The organism is Streptosporangium sp. NPDC053982, from assembly GCF_055585205.1.
The window spans coordinates 154311-175079 of the sequence record NZ_JBVJKQ010000020.1 but is presented as its reverse complement, the minus strand read 5'-3'; the positions used below and the strand labels follow the sequence as shown (position 1 = coordinate 175079).

Genomic DNA, 20769 nt, shown 5'->3' with positions numbered 1-20769 from the left:
GCCGCCCGGCGGAGGGGACACCGTGAAGCTCAAGCTGGACCTGCACCCGATCTTCAACCGCGGCGGCGAGATCGACAAGGCGCTGCGCGGCATCATCGACGAGGCGATCAGGAAGAAGGCCACCGAGGTCGAGATCATCCCCGGGAAGGGCTCCGGCCAGCTCAAGAAGAAGGTGCTGCGCTTCCTGGAGCAGAAGGAGATCAAGGCCCTCTACCACCGCATCGACAAGGACTCCAAGAACCACGGCCGGCTGTTCGTCTACTTCCGTCACAAGTGACGCGCTCCCCGGGGCACGCCGGCGGAAGGTTCCGCACCCCACCGACGTCCTGACCGGTCCGCCGGCCCCTCCCGGGCCCGCCCTCTCGCGGGCCCTCCGGGACCGCGCCCACCCCACACCCCTGGCCTGGAGCTTCGATGATCGCTTTGTCCGCGGACGGCGTCGGCGTCGTCCTCGACCTCGCCGGCCCGCACCCGCGCGTGTCGCACTGGGGCGCCTGCCCGGGGCCGCTCACCGGGCTCCCGCCGATGCCCGGCCAGGACGTGGTGCCCGGCCAGGGCGACGGCTGGTTCGGCAGGCCGGTCCTGTCCGGGCGTCACGACGGCGGCTGGCGTCCACCCCGGTTCACCCTGGCCGAGACCGTCGTTGCGGACGGGAACCGTGTCGAGACGCTCGCCACGGATCCCGGCTGCGGGCTGGAGCTCACCACCGGGATCGAGCTGACGCCCCAGGGCGTGCTGCGGATGCGGCACACGCTCGTCAACACCGCCGCCTCGCCGTACACGCTGGACCGCCTGGCCTGCCTGATGCCGCTGCCCGCGCAGGCCGGGGAGGTGCTCGACTTCGCCGGCCGCTGGGCGAGGGAGCGCTCCCCGCAACGGGCGCCGCTGCGCCAGGGCGTCTGGTCGCGGGAGAACCGCCGCGGCCGGACCTGGTTCGACGCCGGTCCGCTCGTCGCCGGCACCCCGGGGTTCGGGTTCCGGACCGGTGAGGTGTGGGCGGTGCACGTCGCCTGGAGCGGCGACCACGTCCAGTACGTCGAGCGGCTCCCCGAGGGGGAGACCGTGCTCGCCGCGGGCGAGCTGCTCGAACCCGGCGAGGTCCGGCTCGGCCAGGGGGAGTCGTACAGCACGCCGTGGGTGTACTTCGCGGCCTCCGACGCCGGTCTGGACGGGTTGAGCCGCCGGTTCCACGCCATGCTGCGCGCGCGGGAGACCCATCCGAGGTCGGCGCGCCCGGTGACGATGAACACCTGGGAGGCGGTCTACTTCGACCACCGCGAGGACCGCCTGCTCGCGCTCGCCGACGCCGCGGCGGAGGTGGGGGCCGAGCGGTTCGTCGTCGACGACGGCTGGTTCCGCCATCGCAGGAGCGACGACGCGGGCCTGGGCGACTGGTACGTGGACGAGACCGTCTGGCCGGACGGCCTGCACGAGCTGGTCCGGCGGGTGCGCGGGCACGGCATGCAGTTCGGGCTGTGGTTCGAGCCCGAGATGGTCAACCCCGACTCCGACCTGGTCCGCGCCCATCCTGACTGGCTGCTGGCCGACCCGCGGCGGTGGCCGCTGCCCCGGCGCAGCCAGCACACCCTGGACCTGGCGCGTCCCGAGGTGTACGCCTACCTGCTGGAACGGATCGGCGGCCTGGTGGCCGAGTACGGCATCGACTACATCAAGTGGGATCACAACCGTGACCTGGCCGAGCCCGTGCACGAGGGCGTGCCCGGCGCCCACGCGCAGACCGGGGCCGTCTACCGGCTGCTGGACGAGCTGCGCGCCCGGTTCCCGGGGCTGGAGATCGAGTCGTGCTCCTCCGGCGGAGGCCGGGCCGACCTCGGCATCCTGGAGCGCACCGACCGGATCTGGGGCTCGGACAACATGGACCCCGTCGAGCGCCAGCACATCCAGCGGTGGACCGGTCTGCTGCTGCCGTACGAGCTGATCGGCTCGCACGTCGGCTCCTCTCCCTCCCACCTCACCGGGCGCGTCACCACGCTCGGGTTCCGGGCCGCCACCGCTCTGTTCGGACACGCCGGGGTCGAGGCCGACATCACCGCGTGGACCCCGGCCGAGCGGGCCGCGCTGGCCGAATGGATCGCCCTGTACAAGGAACTGCGCCCGCTGCTGCACACCGGTGAGGTGGTGCGGGCCGACCACCCCGACCCCGCCGCGTGGCTCCACGGCGTCGTCGCCCCCGACCGGAGCCGGGCCGTGTACGCCTACGTGCAGCTGGAGACCACGGTCGTGGAGCGGACGGCGCCGATGAGACTCCCCGGACTCGACCCCGTCGCCGAGTACGCCGTCGAGGCCGTCCCCGGCGAGGTGTCCGGAGAGCCCGGCCGCCATCCCGGCTGGGCGTCGGACCGGGTGCGGCTCACCGGCCGCGCCCTCGCGACCATCGGCCTGCCCGCCCCGCGGTTCGCCGACAGGCCGGGCTCCGCCTTCCTGTTCGTGTGCCGCCGCGTCTGAGCCGCGGGGGAGGGCGAAGGGGGTCCGTGCCGGAAGCGGACGACTCCCCGCCGGAGATGTACGGCGGGCCGCCTGGTGTGTGAGGCGGCCCGCCGTTGAACGCCACGCGGGCGCGCGCGGACGCCCGCGCCTCGCGCCGGGCGGCGGTCAGGGGATGCGGGGGATCATCCGCTCCATGCCGTTGATCCAGTTGTCGCGCAGGGCGCTCACCGCGCCCTGAAGGTCGCCCTCGGCCAGTCGCTCGGCGATCCGGCGGTGCTCCTCGGCGGCGCGCGCCGTGGGGGTGGCGTCGCCGGACAGCAGGTGGGTGTAGCGGCGCATGCCCGCCTTGACGCTGGTGATCAGGTCGATCAGCCGTTCGTTGCCGCAGCCGCTCAGCAGCAGGTCGTGCCATTCGTCGTCGTGACGTTCGATCTCCTGGCGCGCGGCGACGTCGGCGGAGAACTCACGGGCGAGCCGGAGCAGCTCGGGGGCGATCTGGCGCAGGTGGGCCGGGTCGGAGCTCTCCAGGGCCAGCGCCTCCAGGGCCGCCACGATCGCGCACAGCTCCCTGAACTCCTTGCGGCTGACCGGGGCGAACCTGAAGCCCCTGCCCTGGTTGCTCTCCAGCACGCCCTCGCCGGCGAGGGTGATGAGGGCCTCGCGCAGCGGGGTGCGGCTGACGCCGAGCTCTCCGGCCAGGACGGCCTCGTTGATGTCGGTTCCCGCGGCGAAGTCGCCACGGTCGAGCCGGAGCATCAGCTCCTCGCGGATCTGCTCGCGGAGGGGGCGCCGCTCGATCGCCATTGCACTCCTTGCGTTGATCTTCCCTCAAGCCTAGCGGCTTGACGGCATTCAGTACACTGCACTATGAATTCTGCATACAAAATATTACATGTCACAGATTGGAGTTTCGGGTGGGGCTGACCAGGGTTTCCGGTCTGCTGTTCGGCGGTGACTACAACCCCGAGCAGTGGCCGGAGCACGTCTGGGAGGAGGACGTCCGGCTGATGGCCGAGGCGGGCGTCAACATGGCGACCGTCGCCGTCTTCTCCTGGTCCCGACTCGAACCGCGTCCCGGGGAGTACGACTTCGGCTGGCTGGACCGCGTCCTCGACCTGCTGCACGAGCACGGCGTCGCCGCGGACCTGGCCACCGCCACCGCGACCCCGCCGCCCTGGCTGGTCCGCGACCACCCCGAGGTGCGGCCGGTGGACGCCGCCGGGACGCGCCTGGAGTTCGGCTCCCGGCAGGGCTACTGCCCCAGCTCGCCGGTCTTCCGCGACGCCGCCGTCCGGCTGGTCCGCGCCATGGCCGCCCGGTACGGCCGGCACCCCGCCCTGGCCCTGTGGCACATCGGCAACGAGTACGCCGACCACGTCCTCGAATGCTTCTGCGCCGAGTCGGCCCGGCACTTCCGGAGCTGGCTGGAGAACCGCTACGGAACCGTCGACGGGCTGAACGACGCCTGGGGCACCTCCTGCTGGGGCCAGCACTACACCGCGTTCGGCCAGGTCGAACCGCCCCGCAGGGCCCCCGGCCCGGTCAACCCCGCCCAGGTCCTCGACTGGCGCCGCTTCTGCTCCGACGCACTGCTGGAGTGCTTCGAACTGGAGAAGGCCGTACTGCGCGAGGTCACCCCCGACGTGCCGGTGACCACCAACTTCATGAGCATCCTGCACGGCCTGGACTACTGGAAGTGGGCCGCCGCCGAGGACGTCGTCAGCGACGACGCCTACCCCGACCCCGCCGACCCCGGGTCGCACGTGGCGGTCGCGCTCAGCTACGACCTGATGCGCTCGCTGAAGCGGCGGCCGTGGATCCTGCTGGAACAGGCCGCGAGCGCGGTGAGCTGGCGGGAGGTCAACGCCCCCAAACCGCCGGGCATGATGCGCCTGCACAGCCTCCAGGCACTGGCCCACGGCGCGGACGGCGCGATGTTCTTCCAGTGGCGGCAGGCCCGCTACGGCCCGGAGAAGTTCCACTCCGCGCTGCTCCCGCACGGCGGCACCGCCGCCCGCGGCTGGCGGGACACCCTCCGGCTCGGCGCCGACCTGCGACGGCTCGCCGAGGTCGCCGGGACCGGGACGCGCGCCGACGTGGCGCTCCTCCTCGACTGGGACAGCTGGTGGGGCCTGGAGGCCCCCGAGTCGATGCCGTCGAACCGGCTCGCGCTCAAGGACCTCCTGCTGTCGTGGTACCGGCCGCTGCACGCCCGCGGCGTCGCGGTCGACCTCGTCCCCGCGGGCCGCGACCTGTCCGGCCACCGGGTGGTCATCGTCCCCAACCTCTACCTGTGCACCGAGGAGCAGGCCCGGAGCCTGGCCGCCTTCGACGGGCACCTCGTCGTCGGCCCGTTCAGCGGCGTCGTCGACGCGGCCGACCGGGTGCACGACGGCGGCGCCCCCGGCCCGCTGCGCGAGCTGCTCGGCCTGACGGTCGACGAGTTCTGGCCGCTCCCCGACGGACAGGTCCAGCGGGTCCGGCCCGTCACGGGGACAGGGGCGCCCGCGGCGGCCGTGCCGGCGCGGACCTGGGCCGAATGGCTGCGCGTCGAGGACGCCGAGGTGCTCGCCCGCTACGAGGGCGGCGACCTCGACGGGCAGCCCGCCATCACCCGCCGCGGGCGGGCCACCTACCTCGGCTGCCTGCTCGACGACGTCACCCCGGTGCTGTCGGAGGTCCTGGCCGCCGCGGGCGTCCGGCCGGTGGCCGACGTGCCCGAGGGCGTGGAGGCCACCCGCCGGGGCCCGTACCTCTTCCTGCTCAACCACGCGACGACCCCCGCCCGGGTGGACCTCGCCGAGTCCGGGACCGACCTGCTGACCGGCCGCGAGCTGCGCGGCCGGATCGAGATCCCGGCCCGCGACGCGGTGGTGCTCCGCACCGGCGCCGGGCCGACCGAAGGAGAACGGTGACACACCCCTACATCCCGAACGCCGAACCGGGCGTGCGGGCCGAGATGCTGGCGGCCGTCGGCGCCGCGAGCGTCGAGGAGCTCTACGCCGCCATCCCGGCGGACCTGCGCCTGGACCGGCCGCTGGACCTGCCCGAACCTTTGCGCTCCGAGCACGAGCTGGTCGCGCACATGCGCGGGCTGCTGGGCCGCAACACCGACACCACCGAGGCGCTCAGCTTCCTCGGCCACGGCTGCTACCCGCACCACGTGCCGGCCGTCTGCGACGAGATCAACGGGCGCGGCGAGTTCCTCACCGCCTACGCGGGCGAGCCGTACGAGGACCACGGCCGGTTCCAGGCCCTGTTCGAGTACGTCAGCATGATGGCCGAACTGCTGGAGATGGACGTCGTCAACGTCCCCACCTACGACGGCTACCAGGCGGCGGGCACCGCGATCCGGATGGCCGTCCGCTACACCGGCCGGTCGAAGGTGCTGATCAGCGGGGCCGTAGCCGCCGACAAGATGAGCAAGCTGCGTGACTTCCTCGACCACGACGTCGAGCTGGTCGTCGCCCCGGTCGGGCCGGGAGGCGAGATCGGCGACGTGGAGATCGACGAGACCTTCGCCGCGATCTACCTGGAGACCCCCAACGTCTACGGCGTCGTGGAGACCCGGGGCCGCGAGCTCGCCGACCTCGCGCACGCCGCCGGAGCGCTGCTCGTCGTCTCCGCCGACCCGATCTCGCTGGGCGTGCTCGCCCCGCCCGCCGCCTACGGCGCCGACATCGCCTGCGGCGACATCCAGTCGCTCGGCATGCACCAGGCCCACGGCGGCGGCCACGCCGGGTACATCGCCACCCGCGACGAGGAGCGCCTGGTCGCGGAGTTCCCCTCGCGGCTGTTCGGCCTCGCGCCGACCGAGGTCCCCGGCGAGTACGGCTTCGGCGACGTCTTCTACGACCGGACCTCCTTCGCCCACCGCGAGGAGGGCAAGGAATGGGTGGGCACCGCGGCCTCCCTGTGGGGCATCACCGCCGGGGTCTACCTCGCGCTGATGGGCCCCGAGGGCATGCGCGAGCTGGGCGAGACGATCCTGGCCCGCACCCGCTACGCGATGGAGCGGCTCGCCGCCGCCGGCGCCCGGGTGCTGCACCCCGAAGCGGTGCACTTCCGCGAGTTCGCGATCGAGGCGCCGTCCGCGGACGGCCTCCTCGCCGCGCTGCGCGGGCACGGCATCTTCGGCGGCGTCCGCCTGGACGACCGCACGCTGCTGGTCTGCGTGACCGAGCGGCACTCGAAGGACGACATCGACCGGCTGGCGGCAGCCGTACGGGAGGGACTCGGCGTGAACGGGACCAGCGAGGGCGCCGCGGGCGCCGGGACGCCGGCCGCGGGGGAGACGGCGTGAGCGGGCACGCGGGCGAGCCGTTCGCCGAGCTCCCGGTCGCACCCAAGCCGCGGCTGCGCCGGTTCCACCAGGCCCGCTGGGACGAGCCGATCATCTTCGAGCAGTCGCGGCCCGGCCGGCGGGGCATCGCCGTACCGGCCCCGGGCGTGCCGCCGGTGGAGCTGCCCGACACGGTACGGCGGGCCGAACCGCCCAGGCTGCCGGAGATGTCGCAGCTGCACGTGCTGCGGCACTACGTCCGGCTGTCGCAGGAGAACCTGGGCGTCGACCAGGCCATCGCGGTCGGCCAGGGCACCTGCACGATGAAGTACAGCCCGAAGGTCAACGACCGCTTCGTCACCGATCCCAAGGTGGCCGAGCTGCACCCGCTGCAGCCCGACGACACCGTGCAGGGCGTGCTGGAGGTCTACTGGCGGCTGGAGCGGATGCTCGCCGAGATCTCCGGCATGCACCGGGTCTCGCTCCAGCCCGCCTCCGGGTCGGCCGCGATCTACGCCAACGTCGCGATGATCCGCGCCTACCACGCCTCCCGCGGCGAGGGGGAGCGGCGTGACCAGGTCATCACCACGCTGTTCTCGCACCCCTCCAACGCGGCCTGCGCCAAGACCGCCGGGTACGAGGTCATCACGCTGATGCCGGACGAGAACGGATACCCCGACATCGAGGCGCTGCGCGCCGCCGTCGGGCCCCGCACCGCCGCCCTGATGATCACCAACCCCGAGGACACCGGCATCTTCAACCCGCGCATCGCGGAGTTCGTCGAGCTGGTGCACGAGGCGGGCGGCCTGGCCTGCTACGACCAGGCCAACGCCAACGGCCTGCTCGGCGTCACCCGCGCCGCGGACGCCGGGTTCGACCTGTGCCACTTCAACCTGCACAAGACCTTCTCCACCCCGCACGCGAGCGGGGGACCGGCGGCCGGCGCGAGCGGCGTGTCCGAGGCGCTCGCGCCGTTCCTGCCGGGGCCGACCGTGGAGTACGACGGCTCGCGCTACCGTCTCGACGCCGACCGGCCGCTCTCCGTCGGCAAGACGCGCCCGTTCCTCGGCGTCACGCCGAACGTGGTCCGCGCCTACGCGTGGATCATGGCGCTGGGCGCCGCCGGGCTGCGCGAGGTCGCCGAGATCGCGGTGCTCAACAACAACTACCTGATGCACAAGGTCCTGCAGATCAAGGGGGCCTCGGCGCCCTGGGGACGCAGCCGCCTGGAGCAGGTCCGCTACTCCTGGCAGGAGCTGTCGGAGGAGACGGGCGTGCACTCGGAGGAGATCGGCGTGCGCGCCGCCGACTTCGGCGTGCACTACTGGACCAGCCACCACCCCCACGTGGTCCCCGAGCCCTTCACCCTGGAGCCGACGGAGTCGTATTCACAGGAGGACCTCGACGAGTACGCCGCGATCCTGGCGCACGTCGCCGACGAGGCCCGCCGCGACCCCGAACTCGTCAAGGGCGCCCCGTACAACCAGACGGTCCACCGGATCGACCCGTCGTCGCTGGACGATCCCAAGCGGTGGTCGCCCACCTGGCGGGCCTACACCCGCAAGCACCTGTCATGACAGCCGACCGGCCGGGCCCCTCCCGCGTCGCCGCCGAGCCCCCCGGCTCCTCCCGTGCCGCGGGCGGAGCGGGGGGAGCCGAGCGACCCGCGACCCGCGCGGCCTTCACGGTCGGGCTGGTCGTCAACCCCGTCGCGGGGATCGGCGGCCCGGCCGGGCTCAAGGGCAGCGACGGCGCGGGCGTGCAGCGCGAGGCCCTCGCCAGGGGAGCCTCCCCCCGGGCGGGCGAGCGGGCCGCGCTGGCCGTACGGGCGCTGCTGGCCCGCCGCCCGGACACCAGGATCGTCACCGTCGCGGGCCCGATGGGCGAGGACAGCGTCCGGGCCGCCGGCGGCGTCCCCGAACTCGTACGGCGGGCCCCCGGCGACCCCTCCTCGCCCCGGGACACGACGGCGGCCGTCGAGGCGATGCGCGACGTCGACCTGCTGCTGTTCGCCGGAGGGGACGGCACCGCCAGGGACGTCCTCGACGGCTCGCCGTCCTGCCCGGTGCTGGGCGTCCCGGCGGGCGTCAAGGTCTACTCCGGGTGCTTCGCGGTCAGCCCCGCCACGGCGGGGACCACGGCCGCCGAGTTCGGACGGGACACCGGCCTGGCCGGGAGCCAGGGGAGCCCGGAAGGTACGGAGAGCCGGGGGAGGACCATCGCCGCCGAGGTGGTGGACCTCGACGAGGACGCCTACCGGAGCGGCCGGGTCAGCCCCCTGCTCTACGGCACCCTGCGCGTCCCCGCCGCCCGGACGCGGCTGTCGGGCCGCAAGATCGGCTCCTCCGCCGCCGCCCCCGGCTCGGCCGAGGCGATCGCCCGGGAGGTCAGGGCACGGATGCGGCCCGGCGTCCGCTACGTCCTCGGCCCCGGCGCCACCACCATGGCCGTGGGACGGCTGCTGGGCCTTTCCACCACGCTGCTCGGCGTGGACGTGGTCCAGGACGGCGGGTTGGTCGCCGCGGACGTGACCGAACGGCGGCTGCTCGATCTCGTCGACAGGCACGACACCTGCGCGGTCGTCTCGGTCATCGGCGGGCAGGGCTTCGTGCTCGGCCGCGGCAACCAGCAGATCGGCCCCGCCGTACTCAGAAAGATCATGGCTTCCGGGGGGCTGCTCGTCCTGGCCACCCAGCAGAAGCTCGCCGGTCTCGGCGGCCGGCCGCTGCTGGCCGACACCGGAGACCCGGAGACGGACGCCCTCGTCGCGGGCCACGTCTCCGTCATCACCGGATACCGCGAGAGCGCGGTGTACCGGATCCGACCCGCTACCGAGGAGAGCTCAGCATGACCGCCCTGACTGACAAGGTCGCCATCGTCACCGGCGGCGCCTCCGGCATCGGCCGGGCCACCGCACTGCTCTTCGCCCGTCAGGGCGCGGCCGTGGTGGTCGCCGACATCGACGGCACCGGCGCCGCGACGGTCGCCAAGGAGATCGAGAACGAGGGCGGCCGGGCCGTGGCGGTCGAGACGGACGTGGCCGCCGAGGCCGACTGCGCGCGGGCCGTACGGACCGCGGTGGAGACCTTCGGCGGGCTGCACGTGTTGTTCAACAACGCCGGCATCATCCGCCGCACCACCGTGCTGGACCTGCCGGTCGACGAGTGGGACCGGGTCATGGCGGTCAACGTCAGGTCGGTCTTCCTGATGTGCAGGCACGCCATCCCCGCCATGAAGGACGGCGGCTCGATCGTGAACACCGGCTCCGGCTGGGGCCTGAAGGGCGGCGGCAACGCCATCTCCTACTGCGCCTCCAAGGCCGCCGTGGTCAACATGACCCGGGCCCTGGCCATCGACCACGCCAAGGCCGGGATCCGCGTCAACTCCGTCAACCCCGGTGACACCGACACCCCGATGCTCCGCGACGAGGCCCGTCAGCTCTCGGAGGACTGGGCGGCCTTCGCCGCCGACGCCGCCGACCGGCCGATGGGCCGCGCCGGATCCCCGGACGAGATCGCCCAGGCCGTCCTCTTCCTGGCGAGCGACGCCGCGAGCTACGTCACCGGCGCGGCGCTGGTCGTCGACGGCGGCGGACTCGCCTGACCTGCCCCTTCGCAAGGCGCCCTGTGCGGCCCAACCCCTCGCAAGGCACCTCGCCTGATCCGTCCCCTCACATGACGCCCCGCGTGACCCGCCGTTCCGCACGGCGTCCCGTGTGACCCGTCACCCCGCAAGGCATCCCGCGTAACCCACCCCCCGCGAACCCCCAGGAGGCACCCCGTGTCCTTCCCTCCGACCAAGAAGATCCTCGCCGCGGCCCTCGCCCTGACCGCGGCCCTCGCCACCGCGTGCAGCGGCGGCGGCGGTGCCGGCGGCGGCCCGGCCGCCGCCGGGAAGGTCACCGTCCGCTGGTCGACCTGGGGGTCGGCCGAGGACGTCGCGCTCTTCAAGACCTTCAACGACGACTTCATGAAGCGCCACCCGGACATCGTGCTGAAGATGGAGACGGTCCCCAAGTACGAGGACTACCACCCCAAGCTCCTCACCCAGCTCACCTCGAAGACCGCGCCCGACGTCTTCTTCGTCGGCGACGACAACATCGGCAAGTTCGTCGCCGCCGGGGTGCTCGCCCAGCTCAACGACCGGCTCGCCGGCCCCGCCAGCAAGAGCAGGCCCGAGGACTTCTTCGAGGGCGTCTACGGCGGCGCCAAGAAGGACGGCAAGATCTACGGCGTCCCGAACGACACCAACCCCGAGGTCCTCTGGTACGGCAAGAAGGCCCTCAAAGAGGCCGGGATCACCGAGGACCCCGCCGAGCTGAACGCCGCAGGCAAGTGGACCATGGCCAAGTACCTCGACATGAACGCCAGGCTCAAGGCCGCGGGCAAGGCCGGATCCATCTTCTGGAACTGGTACGGCTCCACCTACAGCGTGATCGGCGGCTTCGGCGGCAAGGTCTGGGACGGCGGGAGGTTCGTCGCCACCACCGACCCCAAGTCCCGCGAGGCCCTGCAGACCCTGGCCAAGGGCTACGCCGACAAGACCTTCCTGTCCGCCGACGTGCTGCCCGCCAGCAACGGCCCCAGCACCCAGTTCCTGCGCGGCAAGGCCGGCTTCTACGCCGGCGGCCGATGGGTGATCGACGTGGTCAAGAAGGGGGGCGACCAGGCGAACTACGACGTCGTGCCGTTCCCGTCGCAGACCGGCGAGCCGATGCCCGGCGCGGTCGCGGCCTCCTACCTCGCGCTGAACAAGGACTCCCGCGTCCCCGACGCGGCGTTCACCTTCCTCACCGAGTTCGTCAGCAAGGAGGGCCAGCTCCTGCGGCTCAAGAGCGGCGGCGCGGTCCCCTCCATCAAGGGCGCCGAGCAGGTCGTGCTGGAGGGCGGCTACCCGGCGCACGCCCAGACGTTCCTCGACGTGCGTGACACCGGCTTCGCGAACTACCCCGAGGAGGTCGCGGTGCCCGGCCTCACCAAGGACATCAACGACCTCCTGCTGAAGGTCTGGACCGGCAAGGTCGCCTTCGACCAGGGCATGACCGAGCTGCGGTCCCTCGTCGACGGCAAGATCGGATAACGGCCGTGGGCGTCGTCACCCCGGCACGCCCCACCGCGAGGACCCGGCCCGCACGCGCGGCGACGCGCGTGCGGAACCGGGACGGCTGGTGGGCCGCGCTCTTCCTCGCCCCGCAGGTGCTGGGCCTGCTGGCGTTCCTGGTCTTCCCGCTCGGCTTCGCGGTCGTGCTCGCGTTCATGAGATGGGACGGGCTCGGCGAGAAGTCCTGGGTCGGCTTCGACAACTTCGCCGCCCAGCTCACCGACCCCGAGTTCGGCACGGCCGTCTGGAACACCGTCAAGCTCGCCCTGCTGACGGTCCCGGCCGGCCTGGCGCTCGCGCTGCTCGTCGCCCTCGCGCTGAACAACGTGCGGGGGAGGACCTTCTACCGGGTCGTCTACTTCCTGCCCGTGGTGACCAGCTCCGTCGCGGTGGCCGTGATGTGGCAGGTCATCCTGGCCGGCGGCGACTACGGCGTGCTCAACAGCACCCTCCACGCCTGGTTCGGGATCACCCCGCCCGACTGGCTGGAGGACCAGGGCTGGGTCATCGTGGCCATCGCGGTCGTGACCATCTGGTCCTCGCTCGGCCTCAACGTGGTCATCTTCCTGGCCGGGCTGCAGACCATCCCGCCGTCGCTGACCGAGGCCGCCCGCATCGACGGCGCGGGCCCGGTCCGTGTCCTCCGCTCGGTGACGCTGCCGATGATCTCCCCGACGATCTTCTTCTCCACCGTCGTCGCGGTGATCAGCTCGTTCCAGGCGTTCGACCAGATCTACGTGCTGGTCAACCCAGACCACAATGAGGGCGCCCGGACGATCGTCTACCAGGTCTACGACCTGGGCTTCCAGAAGTTCGAGTTCGGGATGAGCAGCGCCGCCGCGCTGATCCTGCTCGCGCTGACGCTGCTCGTCACCTTCGTCCAGTTCGCGGCGCAGAAGCGCCTCGTCCACTACGACTCCTGAGGGGAGGCGTCGATGGCTGTGATCCCTGCCTCTCCCGGTGCCCATCCCGGCTCCCGCCCCGGTCCCCGCCGTCTGGGACAGGTCGGCCTGCACGTCGCGCTCGCCGCCGGCGGGCTGCTGATGCTGTTCCCGTTCGTCTGGATGCTGCTGACCTCGTTCAAGGGCGCGCACCAGATGCTCAACGCGCCGCTCGACTGGCTGCCGAACCCGTGGCGGGCGCGGAACTACCCCGACGCGTTCGGCGCGCTGCCCTTCGCCCAGGCGTACTGGAACAGCTTCTACATCGCGGCCCTCAACGTGGTGCTCACGCTGGTCACCTCCGCGATGGCCGCCTACGCCTTCGCCCGGATCCGCTTCCGCGGCTCCGGCCTGCTGTTCGGCCTGTTCCTGGCGACCCAGATGGTCCCGGCGCAGGTCACCGTCGTCCCGCTCTACCTGATGCTGGCGGAGCTGGGCTGGGTCGACTCCCACCTGGCGCTGATCGTGCCGGGCTTCGTCAACCCGTTCGCGGTGTTCCTGCTGCGGCAGTTCATCCGGGCCGTGCCCATCGAGCTGGAGGAGGCCGCCCGCCTCGACGGCGCCGGCCGCTGGACGATCTTCTGGCGCGTCGTGCTGCCCAACGTCCGGCCGGGCATGGGCGCGCTCGGCATCATCGTCTTCCTGGCGAGCTGGAACAGCTTCTTCTTCCCGCTGATCTTCCTCAACTCGCCGGAGCTGGCCACCGTGCCGCTGCTGGTCAGCCAGTTCGCCGGGCAGCACGGCGCCACCGACTACGGCCTCACCCTCGCCGCCTCGGCCATCTCGGTCATCCCGATGATGATCGCCTTCCTGATCGGCCAGCGGCGCATCCTCAACAGCATGGCCATGTCCGGCCTGGGAGGACGCTGACGATGCTCGACCTGCGAGTGACCCCCTTCACCGAGCGCGGCTCCCGGCTGCTGGTGCTGGCCGACCCGGACGGCTCGCTCCGCGTCGCCCGCGCCGAGTACGAGACCCGGCTGTCGGACACGACCGTGCTCACCGGGCTGCGGCTGTTCTCCGGCGACCGCGAGCTGCCGGTACGGCGGGCCTTCCCCGACCGGGTCTCCTTCGGAGCCGGGGTGGACCTGGTCTTCGCCGACCCGGAGACGCTGGTGCTGACCGGCTCGGGGGCGCGGGCCGTCTGGGACGGCGGCTCGGGGGTGATCGACGGGACCCTCGTGCTCACCGGCCGGGCGGGCCCGTACGACGCCGGGGAGCTGCTGGCGCGGGCCGGGGAGCGCCGCCGGGAGTGGTTCGCGCGGATGCCGGCCGTACCGGCGGAGCTGCGGGAACGGGCCGAGCAGGCGTGGTGGACGCTCGGGGTGAACCTGCTGCCCATCGCGTTCGCCGGGGGCCGCGAAGGCGTGGTCCCCTCCAAGCTGGGATATGTCGGCATCTGGAATTGGGACTCCTACTTCCACGCCGTCGCCCTGCGCCACGCCGACCCGAAGCTCGCCCGCGACCAGCTCCGCATCCTCCTCGACCACCAGCGGCCCGACGGCCTCATCCCCGACGTGGTCCACGACCGGGGCGTGCTCGCCGAGACCACCGACCTGCCCCGCTCCGACCACGACCGGCTCGCCCAGCACGTCGGCGGCCCCGCCACGCCGGGCGAGCCGATCGGCGGCGTCGTCCCGGTGACCAAGCCGCCGCTGACCGCCTGGGCCGCCTGGAAGATCCACGAGGCCGCCCCCGACCCCGGCTTCCTCGACGAGGTCTACCGGCCGATCGCCCGCTCCCAGCGGTGGTGGCTGACCGCCTCCGACCCCGACGGGGACGGCCTCGCCGAGTACCTCCACCCGTACTCCTCCGGCCTGGACGACAGCCCCGTCTGGGACCACGGACCCCGGGCCGAACCGCCGGACCTCAACTCCTACCTGGCCCTCCAGTTCGACCGGCTCGGCGACATCGCCGAGGCGCTGGGCCGTACGGCCGAGGCCGAGGAGTGGCGGCGGCGGGCCGCCGGGCACGTCGAGCTGCTGGTCGCCCGCCGCTGGAACGGCGACCGGTTCGTCACGCTGACCAGGTCCGCGTCCGGTGTCGCGGCCGAGGTCGCCACCCGCACCCCGCTGGAGCTGATGCCCCTGCTCACCGGCCGCCTGCCCCGGCAGATCGCCGAACGCCTGGTGGCCGACCTGCTGTCCCCGGCCTTCTGGGGCGAGCGCCCGGTGCCCACCGTCGCCTTCGGCGACCCGGCCTTCGACCCGGACGCCATGTGGCGCGGCCCGGTCTGGCTCAACGTCAACTACCTGCTGATCGAGGGGCTGCACCGCTCCGGCTTCGCCGCCGAGGCCGAGGAGCTGACCGGGCGGACCCTGGACATGGTCAACGCGGGCGGCGGGCTGCACGAGTACTGGAACCCGCTCACCGGCGCCCGCGCCCGCGGGGCCACCACCGGCTTCGGCTGGTCCGCCGCGCTCTTCCTGGACCTGGCCCACCGCCGGGCCCGGCCGTGAGGCGACCGGCGCGGTGACCGTCCCGCCGTACGGCCCGATGAGCCGTGCGGCGGGACGATCCGTGCGGCGGGCCGGTCCTTACGGCGAGGCGGTCCACGTGGCGGTACGGGGTCAGGGTCAGGGCGCGCCGTCGACCAGGGCCGGGAGCGCCGACAGCGGCGTGCCCTCCGTCGCCGCGCCGACGACGAGCGCCTCAACCGCGTACAGGAACCGGTCCACCAGGCCGGGCGGCATGGTGACGGTGTCCGCGGTCAGGCTGACCCCCAGGACACCGCCCTCGTCGTCGACCAGGTGGACGCAGAACCCGCAGTTGAGCCGCTCCACACCGGGAGGACGCCGGATACGGGTCTCCGTCCGGGCTGCGACCGCCTCCCGGGGATCCTCGGGCGCGTCCCGCCCCAGCGGGTCGGTGGCCCGCTGGTCGTTGAAGCAGCAACTGGGAAAGACCGGGAGCCCGCGCTCCCCGCTCACCGCGTCCACCATGCGGTACCACTCGGCCTGGTCGTACCGGGCGTGCCGGTAGGCCTGGAGAGCGCGGTGCCTGGTCCCGGCGAGCAGCTCGTCGAACGTCGCCGCCCCGGTCGCCCCGGCGTCGAGCACGAACAGGCCGAGCTGGCACAGGGAGGTGACGAGCGTCCTGCTCTCCGGGGCGAACCGGTTGTTGACCAACGGGTTGACCGCGACCGTACGGTGACCCGAGACGGCCGAGACCAGCGCCGCCACCGCGGTGAGCAGGACAGTCGCGGTGCTGACGCCGTGCCGCCCGGCGAGCGTCCTGGCCGCCAGGTCGATCGCCCGGGACACGATCACCGCCTGCTGGAAGCGCGGGCTCCCGGGGGCTCCCCGTACCTCGGAGAACATCGTGTGCGGGATCGCCCGGTAGTGGCCCGCCCAGTACCCGAGCGCGGCGGCGCTCCCGCGCGCCGCCCGCCCGCCCTGGGCGGCGACCAGGTCCATCAGCTGGTACGGCGCGGGCGGCGCACCGCCCCTGAGCAGGAGCCGCAGGTCACGGACGACGACGTCGGCGGCGAAGGCGTCGGCGGCCAGATGGCACAGCACGAGGACCACGTGGCTGACGACGCCGTCGCCGGTCACCAGGCCGGCGCGCAACGGCAGGTCCTCGGCGTAGGAGAACCGGCGGCCGGCCAGTCGTTCACGGAGCGCCTCCGCCACGGCCCCGGCGCCCTCCAGCGGGGCTTCGGCCACCTCGACGGCGACGGCGCCGCGGGCCTCCACCGTCTGCAGGGGATCGGCCGGTGGAGAGGCCGCGTACGAGAGGCCGGTGTGCGAGGAGCCGGTGTGTGAGGAGCCGGCCCGCTCCTCCAGGCACAGGCGGCTGCGCAGCGCGTCGTGCCGAGCCAGCAGCCGTCCGATCGCCGCCACCGCCGCGTCGGGGCCGATCCGCCAGCTGCGCGGCAGCCGCACGATCCTGGGCACGTTGTAGTAGTGGTCGCCTTCCGGGCCGACGTCGCGGATCGCGCCCCAGATGGCCCGCTGTCCCCAGGCCAGGGGAACCGTCCCGGTCCGCTCCGTGGCGAAGCGGGCCTCCAACGAGGCCGCGGTGGCGGGGTTCACGGGCGTCTCCTCGACGTCGATCATGATCGGGGTCCGGGGAGACGGCTTGGTGGGAACGCTCCCAGTTCTGGGCAGGCTAGAGACAGCGCCGACGCCCCGTCAAGATTCACCGGCGCGGCCGCGGGACTCCGGCGGCCCTTGACACACCGGGCAGGAGAGCCCGTCGATTCGCAGGTCAGAAGGGTCATCCCCTGGTCGGCGGGCTTTCGGGCAGGGTGGCCGCGGCCACCCGCGCCCCTGCTTTCCCGAATCCTTCCCCTCCCTTGGCGCAGGCCCGACCGGGGCCGCGGAGGGCCGCACTACCGTTGAGGGCGATAAGGGCCCGACGACGGAAGGCCGCAGATGACGGCAGCCGATTTCGACAGCCTCCGGGGCCCGGCGGACGACGGCCGGTACCCGCCCATCGCCGACCACGGGCTGATCGGCGACCTGCGCACCGCCGCGCTCGTGGACACGCGCGGCACGATCGACTGGTACTGCTTCCCGCGCTTCGACGCGCCGAGCGTGTTCGCCGCCCTCCTCGACGCCGACCGGGGCGGGGCCTTCGAGCTGGCCGCCGACGTGCCCGCGAGGACCAGGCAGTTCTACTTCCCCGACACCAACGTGCTGATCACCCGGTTCATGGCCCCCGACGGGGTCGGGGAGATCCACGACTTCATGCCGGTCGCCGGCGACGCGCGTGAGATCGACCGCCACCGGCTGATCCGCCGGGTGAGATGCGTGCGCGGCACGCTGCCGTTCCGGGCGCGGATCGCCCCCCGGTTCGACTACGGCCGCCGGTCCCACACCGTGGACCTGCGCGAGGGCCGGGCCGTCTTCACCTCGCCGTCGCTCTCGCTCACCCTGACCTCCAGCGCGCCGCTGGAGACCGACGGCCGCGACGTGCTCTCGGCGTTCAAGCTGACCGAGGGCGAGTGCGCGGTCTTCGCCCTCGACCGGTACGGCGACGGCGTCGAGACGCGGGCCTGCCCCCTCGCCGAGGCCGAGGAGGAGTTCACCGCCACCGTCGCCTACTGGCGGCGCTGGGTCTCCCGGTCACGCTACCGGGGCCGCTGGCGGGAGATGGTGCACCGCTCGGCGCTGACGCTGAAACTGCTCACCTACGCGCCGACCGGCGGGACCGTCGCCGCGGTGACCACCAGCCTGCCCGAACGGATCGGCGGCGAACGCAACTGGGACTACCGCTACGTCTGGATGCGCGACTCGGCGTTCTGCATGTACGCGCTGATCAGACTCGGCTTCGACGAGGAGGCCGCGGCGTTCATGGGCTTCCTTTCCGAGCACGTCAGCTGCGGCTGCGACGGTGAGGCGGGCCCCCTGCAGATCATGTACGGCATCGACGGCCGCACCGACCTGCCCGAGATCGAACTGCCCCACCTCGCGGGCTACCGCGGCTCCGCGCCGGTCCGGGCCGGGAACGCCGCCGCGGGCCAGCTCCAGCTCGACATCTACGGCGCCCTCATCGACTCCGTCTACCTCTACGACAAGCTGTGCCGGCCGATCTCCAGCGACCAGTGGGAACAGGTCTGCACGCTGGTCGACTGGGTCTGCGTCAACTGGGACCAGCCCGACGAGGGCGTCTGGGAGACCCGCGGCGGACGCCGCGACTTCGTCTACTCGCGGCTGATGTGCTGGGTGGCGATCGAACGGGCCATGCGGATGGCCCGCCGCCGCGGCCTGCCCGCCGACACGCAGCGCTGGCAGCGCACCCGCGACGAGATCTACCGGCAGATCATGCGGCGCGGCTGGTCGGACCGGCTGGGCGCGTTCGTCCAGCACTTCGACGGCGAGGTCCTCGACGCCGCCGTGCTGATGATGCCGCTGACCAAGTTCATCGCCCCCACCGACCCCAGGTTCCTGTCCACCCTCGACGCGCTCCGCCGTACCCTCGTCGCCGACTCGCTGGTCTACCGCTACGACCCCGGCGAGAGCCCCGACGGCCTGAGCGGAGAGGAGGGCACGTTCTCGATCTGCTCGTTCTGGTACGTCGAGGCGCTCACCCGCGCCGGACGGCTCGACGAGGCCCGGCTCGCCTTCGAGAAGATGCTCACCTACGCCAACCACCTCGGCCTGTACGCCGAGGAGATCGCCATGACCGGCGAGCAGCTCGGCAACTTCCCGCAGGCGTTCACCCACCTCTCCCTGATCAGCGCCGCCGTCAACCTCGACCGCGCCCTCGGCTGACGGCCCGTCCCGCCGTGGGCGGCCGCCCGGCACGCCGGCGTCTACGGCCTACGCGCAGACGCGCGACCCAGGCGACACCGCCGCCGGGGTGACGATCTGGACATCCCGTACGACCTCCGAGAGGGGCGTGTCCAGGGCGTACGGCTTCGCACCCAGCGAGACCGTCCCCTCCCGGCCGCAGGCGAAGGGCAGCGTCATGACCATGACGTCCGCCACCTGGACGGCGATGTTCACGGTGTCGCCCTCCGGGCCGAGCTGAGCCAGGATCCAGCCGATCGTGTCGGACGCGACCGCGCAGACGTAGACCACCTCGCCGACGGCGTTGGCCGGCGCCGAGACCAGCCCTTCCGCCTGGAGCGGGTCACGTAGCGCCCGGCTCAGAGCCGCCTGAACGTCCTTCCGCTCCTGGGCATGCCCGTCAGCGGCCAACCGGAAGACGAGTTCCCCGCCCGCGACCTCGTGGTGGCGCTCATGGTGCTCCACGATGTCGAAGGGGCCGGGCCGGTCGAAATGGAAACCCAGGACGTCCTGCAGATCGGCGTGGAGCTCCTCCATCGTCGGGCGACCGTAGACGAGGCCCGGCGCCTGCGGGGACGACGCGTACGGATGAAGGCCACCCGCCTCCAGCCTGACGATCAGGTGAATGACATCATCTGTCACTGCGCCACCTTCAATGCTTCGTCCCTGCTCAGCCCTACCTGCTTGACCAGTATGTCCCTGACCACCCCCGGAGCGATACTGTCTCCGTGATGGAATGCGAACGTCAGCTGCGGTCTTCCCTCACAGGCGAGCTTTCGATGTGATCCCCTCCGGGCGATCTCCTTGTAACCGAGGGCGAGGAGGATGCGGAGCATCTGCTGCGCCTTGAGAGAGGGAAACGGGTTCGGCACGCGTCGACACCTCTCGGGTAGGACCGAACAGGCAGGAGCCTATACCGGTCCTCTTCGAGCCCGGGCTGATTCGCGGTACATCCGAAGTCAGCGCACCGCCTCTGCGGGATCGGCTGAACCGGATTCACGGAAACATCAGGCGGGGGCCCGCGAGGGTGGGGAGGGCGAAGGCTACGGCCTTGCCGGGGGTGGCGGTGGTGAAGGCGGTGGCTGGGTGGACGTGACAGTGGCCGCTGGAGAGGCGGTGGACCAGCAGCAGGCCCCGGCCGTTCTCCACGAGCAGCGGCGCGTCGATCTCCTTCACCAAGCGCAGCAGGCCCAGGACGACGGCGACCTCGTGCGCGTCGGGGTCGCCGTCGACGACCTCGCACCAGGCGGGCACCCCGTTCAGGCTGAAGATCCTCACCTCGTACGGCGGGCGGGCGTGCCTCTCGGCGTTGGCCGCCAGTTCCGCAACGACGAGTTCGGCGTCGGCGACGGCGTCACCGTCCAGGCCGGCCTGCCGGAGTACCTCCCGTACGACCTCGCGGGCCCGGCGCGAGGCGGAACCGGGCGGGAGCGCCCGGACCAGCACCCGGACGCGGCTCCCCTCCGCCGCGACGGGTGATGGCTCGCCGGGTCCGGGACGGGAGGGCGGGAACGGTGAGGGGCGGCCGGGGGTGCCCGGGGGGATGCTGCCGTCTGGCCGCATGGACACGACTCCTTCGCTGTCGGATGATCGTGGACAGCAGGAAACGCCCTGGGACGGCGGCAGGGAACGCCGCCACCTGCTCGTCGTCGGTGATCTGGGGGCTCCGCCGTCGGCGCTGGTCGCTTGCTGGTCGTTTCTCGTCCGGGCGATGGCGCGGGCCTTCCCCGGCCATCACAATGAGTAGTCGAAGAACTACTCA

General features: G+C 72.6%; 18 protein-coding genes. 13 read left to right on the top strand and 5 right to left on the bottom strand.

Translation table 11 applies throughout. From position 1 onward, the window contains the following. Positions 1–22 precede the first annotated feature (22 nt). Positions 23–277, top strand: a complete 255-nt coding sequence (locus ACZ6W9_RS32455) for a Smr/MutS family protein (protein WP_184757641.1) — start codon at positions 23–25, stop codon at positions 275–277. Positions 278–414: 137 nt separating this feature from the next. Beyond that, positions 415–2466, top strand: coding sequence for an alpha-galactosidase (locus tag ACZ6W9_RS32450; RefSeq protein WP_389967190.1), 2052 nt, complete (start codon positions 415–417; stop codon positions 2464–2466). Between the two features lie 147 nt (positions 2467–2613). Here the strand turns inward: ACZ6W9_RS32450 and ACZ6W9_RS32445 are convergent, their stop codons facing one another. Continuing rightward, complete coding sequence (locus tag ACZ6W9_RS32445; protein WP_389967193.1) at positions 2614–3252, bottom strand: GntR family transcriptional regulator; 639 nt, start codon at positions 3250–3252, stop codon at positions 2614–2616. Positions 3253–3350: 98 nt separating this feature from the next. On the opposite strand from ACZ6W9_RS32445, the gene ACZ6W9_RS32440 reads away from it, so the two are divergent. From ACZ6W9_RS32440 to ACZ6W9_RS32400, 9 genes are all read left to right on the top strand, one after another. Next, positions 3351–5363 (top strand): beta-galactosidase, encoded by a 2013-nt coding sequence (locus tag ACZ6W9_RS32440; RefSeq protein ID WP_470121177.1) that lies wholly within the window; start codon positions 3351–3353, stop codon positions 5361–5363. Continuing rightward, positions 5360–6751, top strand: coding sequence for an aminomethyl-transferring glycine dehydrogenase subunit GcvPA (gene gcvPA, locus ACZ6W9_RS32435; protein ID WP_389967199.1), 1392 nt, complete (start codon positions 5360–5362; stop codon positions 6749–6751). Before ACZ6W9_RS32440 ends, gcvPA begins: the two co-directional genes overlap by 4 nt. Continuing rightward, positions 6748–8307: an aminomethyl-transferring glycine dehydrogenase subunit GcvPB gene (gene gcvPB / locus ACZ6W9_RS32430; RefSeq protein ID WP_389967202.1), complete on the top strand. Its 1560-nt coding sequence runs from the start codon at positions 6748–6750 to the stop codon at positions 8305–8307. Before gcvPA ends, gcvPB begins: the two co-directional genes overlap by 4 nt. Further along, positions 8304–9581: an ATP-NAD kinase family protein gene (locus ACZ6W9_RS32425; protein WP_470121175.1), complete on the top strand. Its 1278-nt coding sequence runs from the start codon at positions 8304–8306 to the stop codon at positions 9579–9581. The genes gcvPB and ACZ6W9_RS32425 overlap by 4 nt, the downstream gene beginning before the upstream one ends. Beyond that, a complete protein-coding gene (locus ACZ6W9_RS32420) occupies positions 9578–10333 on the top strand; it encodes an SDR family NAD(P)-dependent oxidoreductase (RefSeq protein ID WP_362943591.1) in 756 nt (251 codons plus the stop codon). The genes ACZ6W9_RS32425 and ACZ6W9_RS32420 overlap by 4 nt, the downstream gene beginning before the upstream one ends. Positions 10334–10510: 177 nt before the next feature. Beyond that, complete coding sequence (locus tag ACZ6W9_RS32415; protein WP_470121173.1) at positions 10511–11809, top strand: ABC transporter substrate-binding protein; 1299 nt, start codon at positions 10511–10513, stop codon at positions 11807–11809. Between the two features lie 5 nt (positions 11810–11814). After that, the gene (locus ACZ6W9_RS32410) at positions 11815–12753 is read left to right on the top strand and encodes a carbohydrate ABC transporter permease (protein WP_389967211.1); all 939 of its coding nucleotides are present in this window, start codon (positions 11815–11817) and stop codon (positions 12751–12753) included. A 12-nt stretch (positions 12754–12765) separates the two neighbouring features. Next, complete coding sequence (locus ACZ6W9_RS32405; RefSeq protein ID WP_389967214.1) at positions 12766–13641, top strand: carbohydrate ABC transporter permease; 876 nt, start codon at positions 12766–12768, stop codon at positions 13639–13641. Between the two features lie 2 nt (positions 13642–13643). Then, a complete protein-coding gene (locus ACZ6W9_RS32400; protein WP_389967217.1) occupies positions 13644–15230 on the top strand; it encodes an amylo-alpha-1,6-glucosidase in 1587 nt (528 codons plus the stop codon). 117 nt (positions 15231–15347) lie between these two features. Here the strand turns inward: ACZ6W9_RS32400 and ACZ6W9_RS32395 are convergent, their stop codons facing one another. Next, the gene (locus ACZ6W9_RS32395; protein WP_470121171.1) at positions 15348–16829 is read right to left on the bottom strand and encodes a condensation domain-containing protein; all 1482 of its coding nucleotides are present in this window, start codon (positions 16827–16829) and stop codon (positions 15348–15350) included. Between the two features lie 318 nt (positions 16830–17147). Here ACZ6W9_RS32395 and ACZ6W9_RS32390 point away from each other — a divergent pair, with 318 nt between their 5' ends. Next, entirely contained in the window at positions 17148–18989 is a 1842-nt protein-coding gene (locus ACZ6W9_RS32390) for a glycoside hydrolase family 15 protein (protein ID WP_470121169.1), read from the top strand. A gap of 48 nt (positions 18990–19037) precedes the next feature. Here the strand turns inward: ACZ6W9_RS32390 and ACZ6W9_RS32385 are convergent, their stop codons facing one another. From ACZ6W9_RS32385 to ACZ6W9_RS32375, 3 genes are all read right to left on the bottom strand, one after another. Further along, a complete protein-coding gene (locus ACZ6W9_RS32385) occupies positions 19038–19649 on the bottom strand; it encodes a hypothetical protein (RefSeq protein ID WP_389967226.1) in 612 nt (203 codons plus the stop codon). Further along, a complete protein-coding gene (locus tag ACZ6W9_RS32380; protein ID WP_389967229.1) occupies positions 19646–19843 on the bottom strand; it encodes a type II toxin-antitoxin system HicA family toxin in 198 nt (65 codons plus the stop codon). The genes ACZ6W9_RS32385 and ACZ6W9_RS32380 overlap by 4 nt, the downstream gene beginning before the upstream one ends. Positions 19844–20003: 160 nt before the next feature. Beyond that, a complete protein-coding gene (locus ACZ6W9_RS32375) occupies positions 20004–20570 on the bottom strand; it encodes an ATP-binding protein (RefSeq protein WP_389967559.1) in 567 nt (188 codons plus the stop codon). On the opposite strand from ACZ6W9_RS32375, the gene ACZ6W9_RS32370 reads away from it, so the two are divergent. Continuing rightward, positions 20569–20754 (top strand): hypothetical protein, encoded by a 186-nt coding sequence (locus tag ACZ6W9_RS32370; protein WP_470121166.1) that lies wholly within the window; start codon positions 20569–20571, stop codon positions 20752–20754. The two genes, ACZ6W9_RS32375 and ACZ6W9_RS32370, sit on opposite strands and share 2 nt — an antisense overlap. The last annotated feature ends 15 nt before the right edge of the window (positions 20755–20769 follow it).

Bases quoted from the DNA above. Each gene is read 5' to 3' on its own strand.
- ACZ6W9_RS32425 (WP_470121175.1), top strand. From the start codon at position 8,304: ATGACAGCCGACCGGCCGGGCCCCTCCCGCGTCGCCGCCGAGCCCCCC.
- ACZ6W9_RS32380 (WP_389967229.1), bottom strand. From the start codon at position 19,843: ATGCTCCGCATCCTCCTCGCCCTCGGTTACAAGGAGATCGCCCGGAGG.
- ACZ6W9_RS32370 (WP_470121166.1), top strand. From the start codon at position 20,569: ATGGACACGACTCCTTCGCTGTCGGATGATCGTGGACAGCAGGAAACG.
- ACZ6W9_RS32390 (WP_470121169.1), top strand. From the start codon at position 17,148: ATGACGGCAGCCGATTTCGACAGCCTCCGGGGCCCGGCGGACGACGGC.
- ACZ6W9_RS32400 (WP_389967217.1), top strand. From the start codon at position 13,644: ATGCTCGACCTGCGAGTGACCCCCTTCACCGAGCGCGGCTCCCGGCTG.
- ACZ6W9_RS32375 (WP_389967559.1), bottom strand. From the start codon at position 20,570: ATGCGGCCAGACGGCAGCATCCCCCCGGGCACCCCCGGCCGCCCCTCA.
- ACZ6W9_RS32445 (WP_389967193.1), bottom strand. From the start codon at position 3,252: ATGGCGATCGAGCGGCGCCCCCTCCGCGAGCAGATCCGCGAGGAGCTG.
- ACZ6W9_RS32395 (WP_470121171.1), bottom strand. From the start codon at position 16,829: ATGATCGACGTCGAGGAGACGCCCGTGAACCCCGCCACCGCGGCCTCG.
- ACZ6W9_RS32405 (WP_389967214.1), top strand. From the start codon at position 12,766: ATGGCTGTGATCCCTGCCTCTCCCGGTGCCCATCCCGGCTCCCGCCCC.
- ACZ6W9_RS32450 (WP_389967190.1), top strand. From the start codon at position 415: ATGATCGCTTTGTCCGCGGACGGCGTCGGCGTCGTCCTCGACCTCGCC.
- ACZ6W9_RS32420 (WP_362943591.1), top strand. From the start codon at position 9,578: ATGACCGCCCTGACTGACAAGGTCGCCATCGTCACCGGCGGCGCCTCC.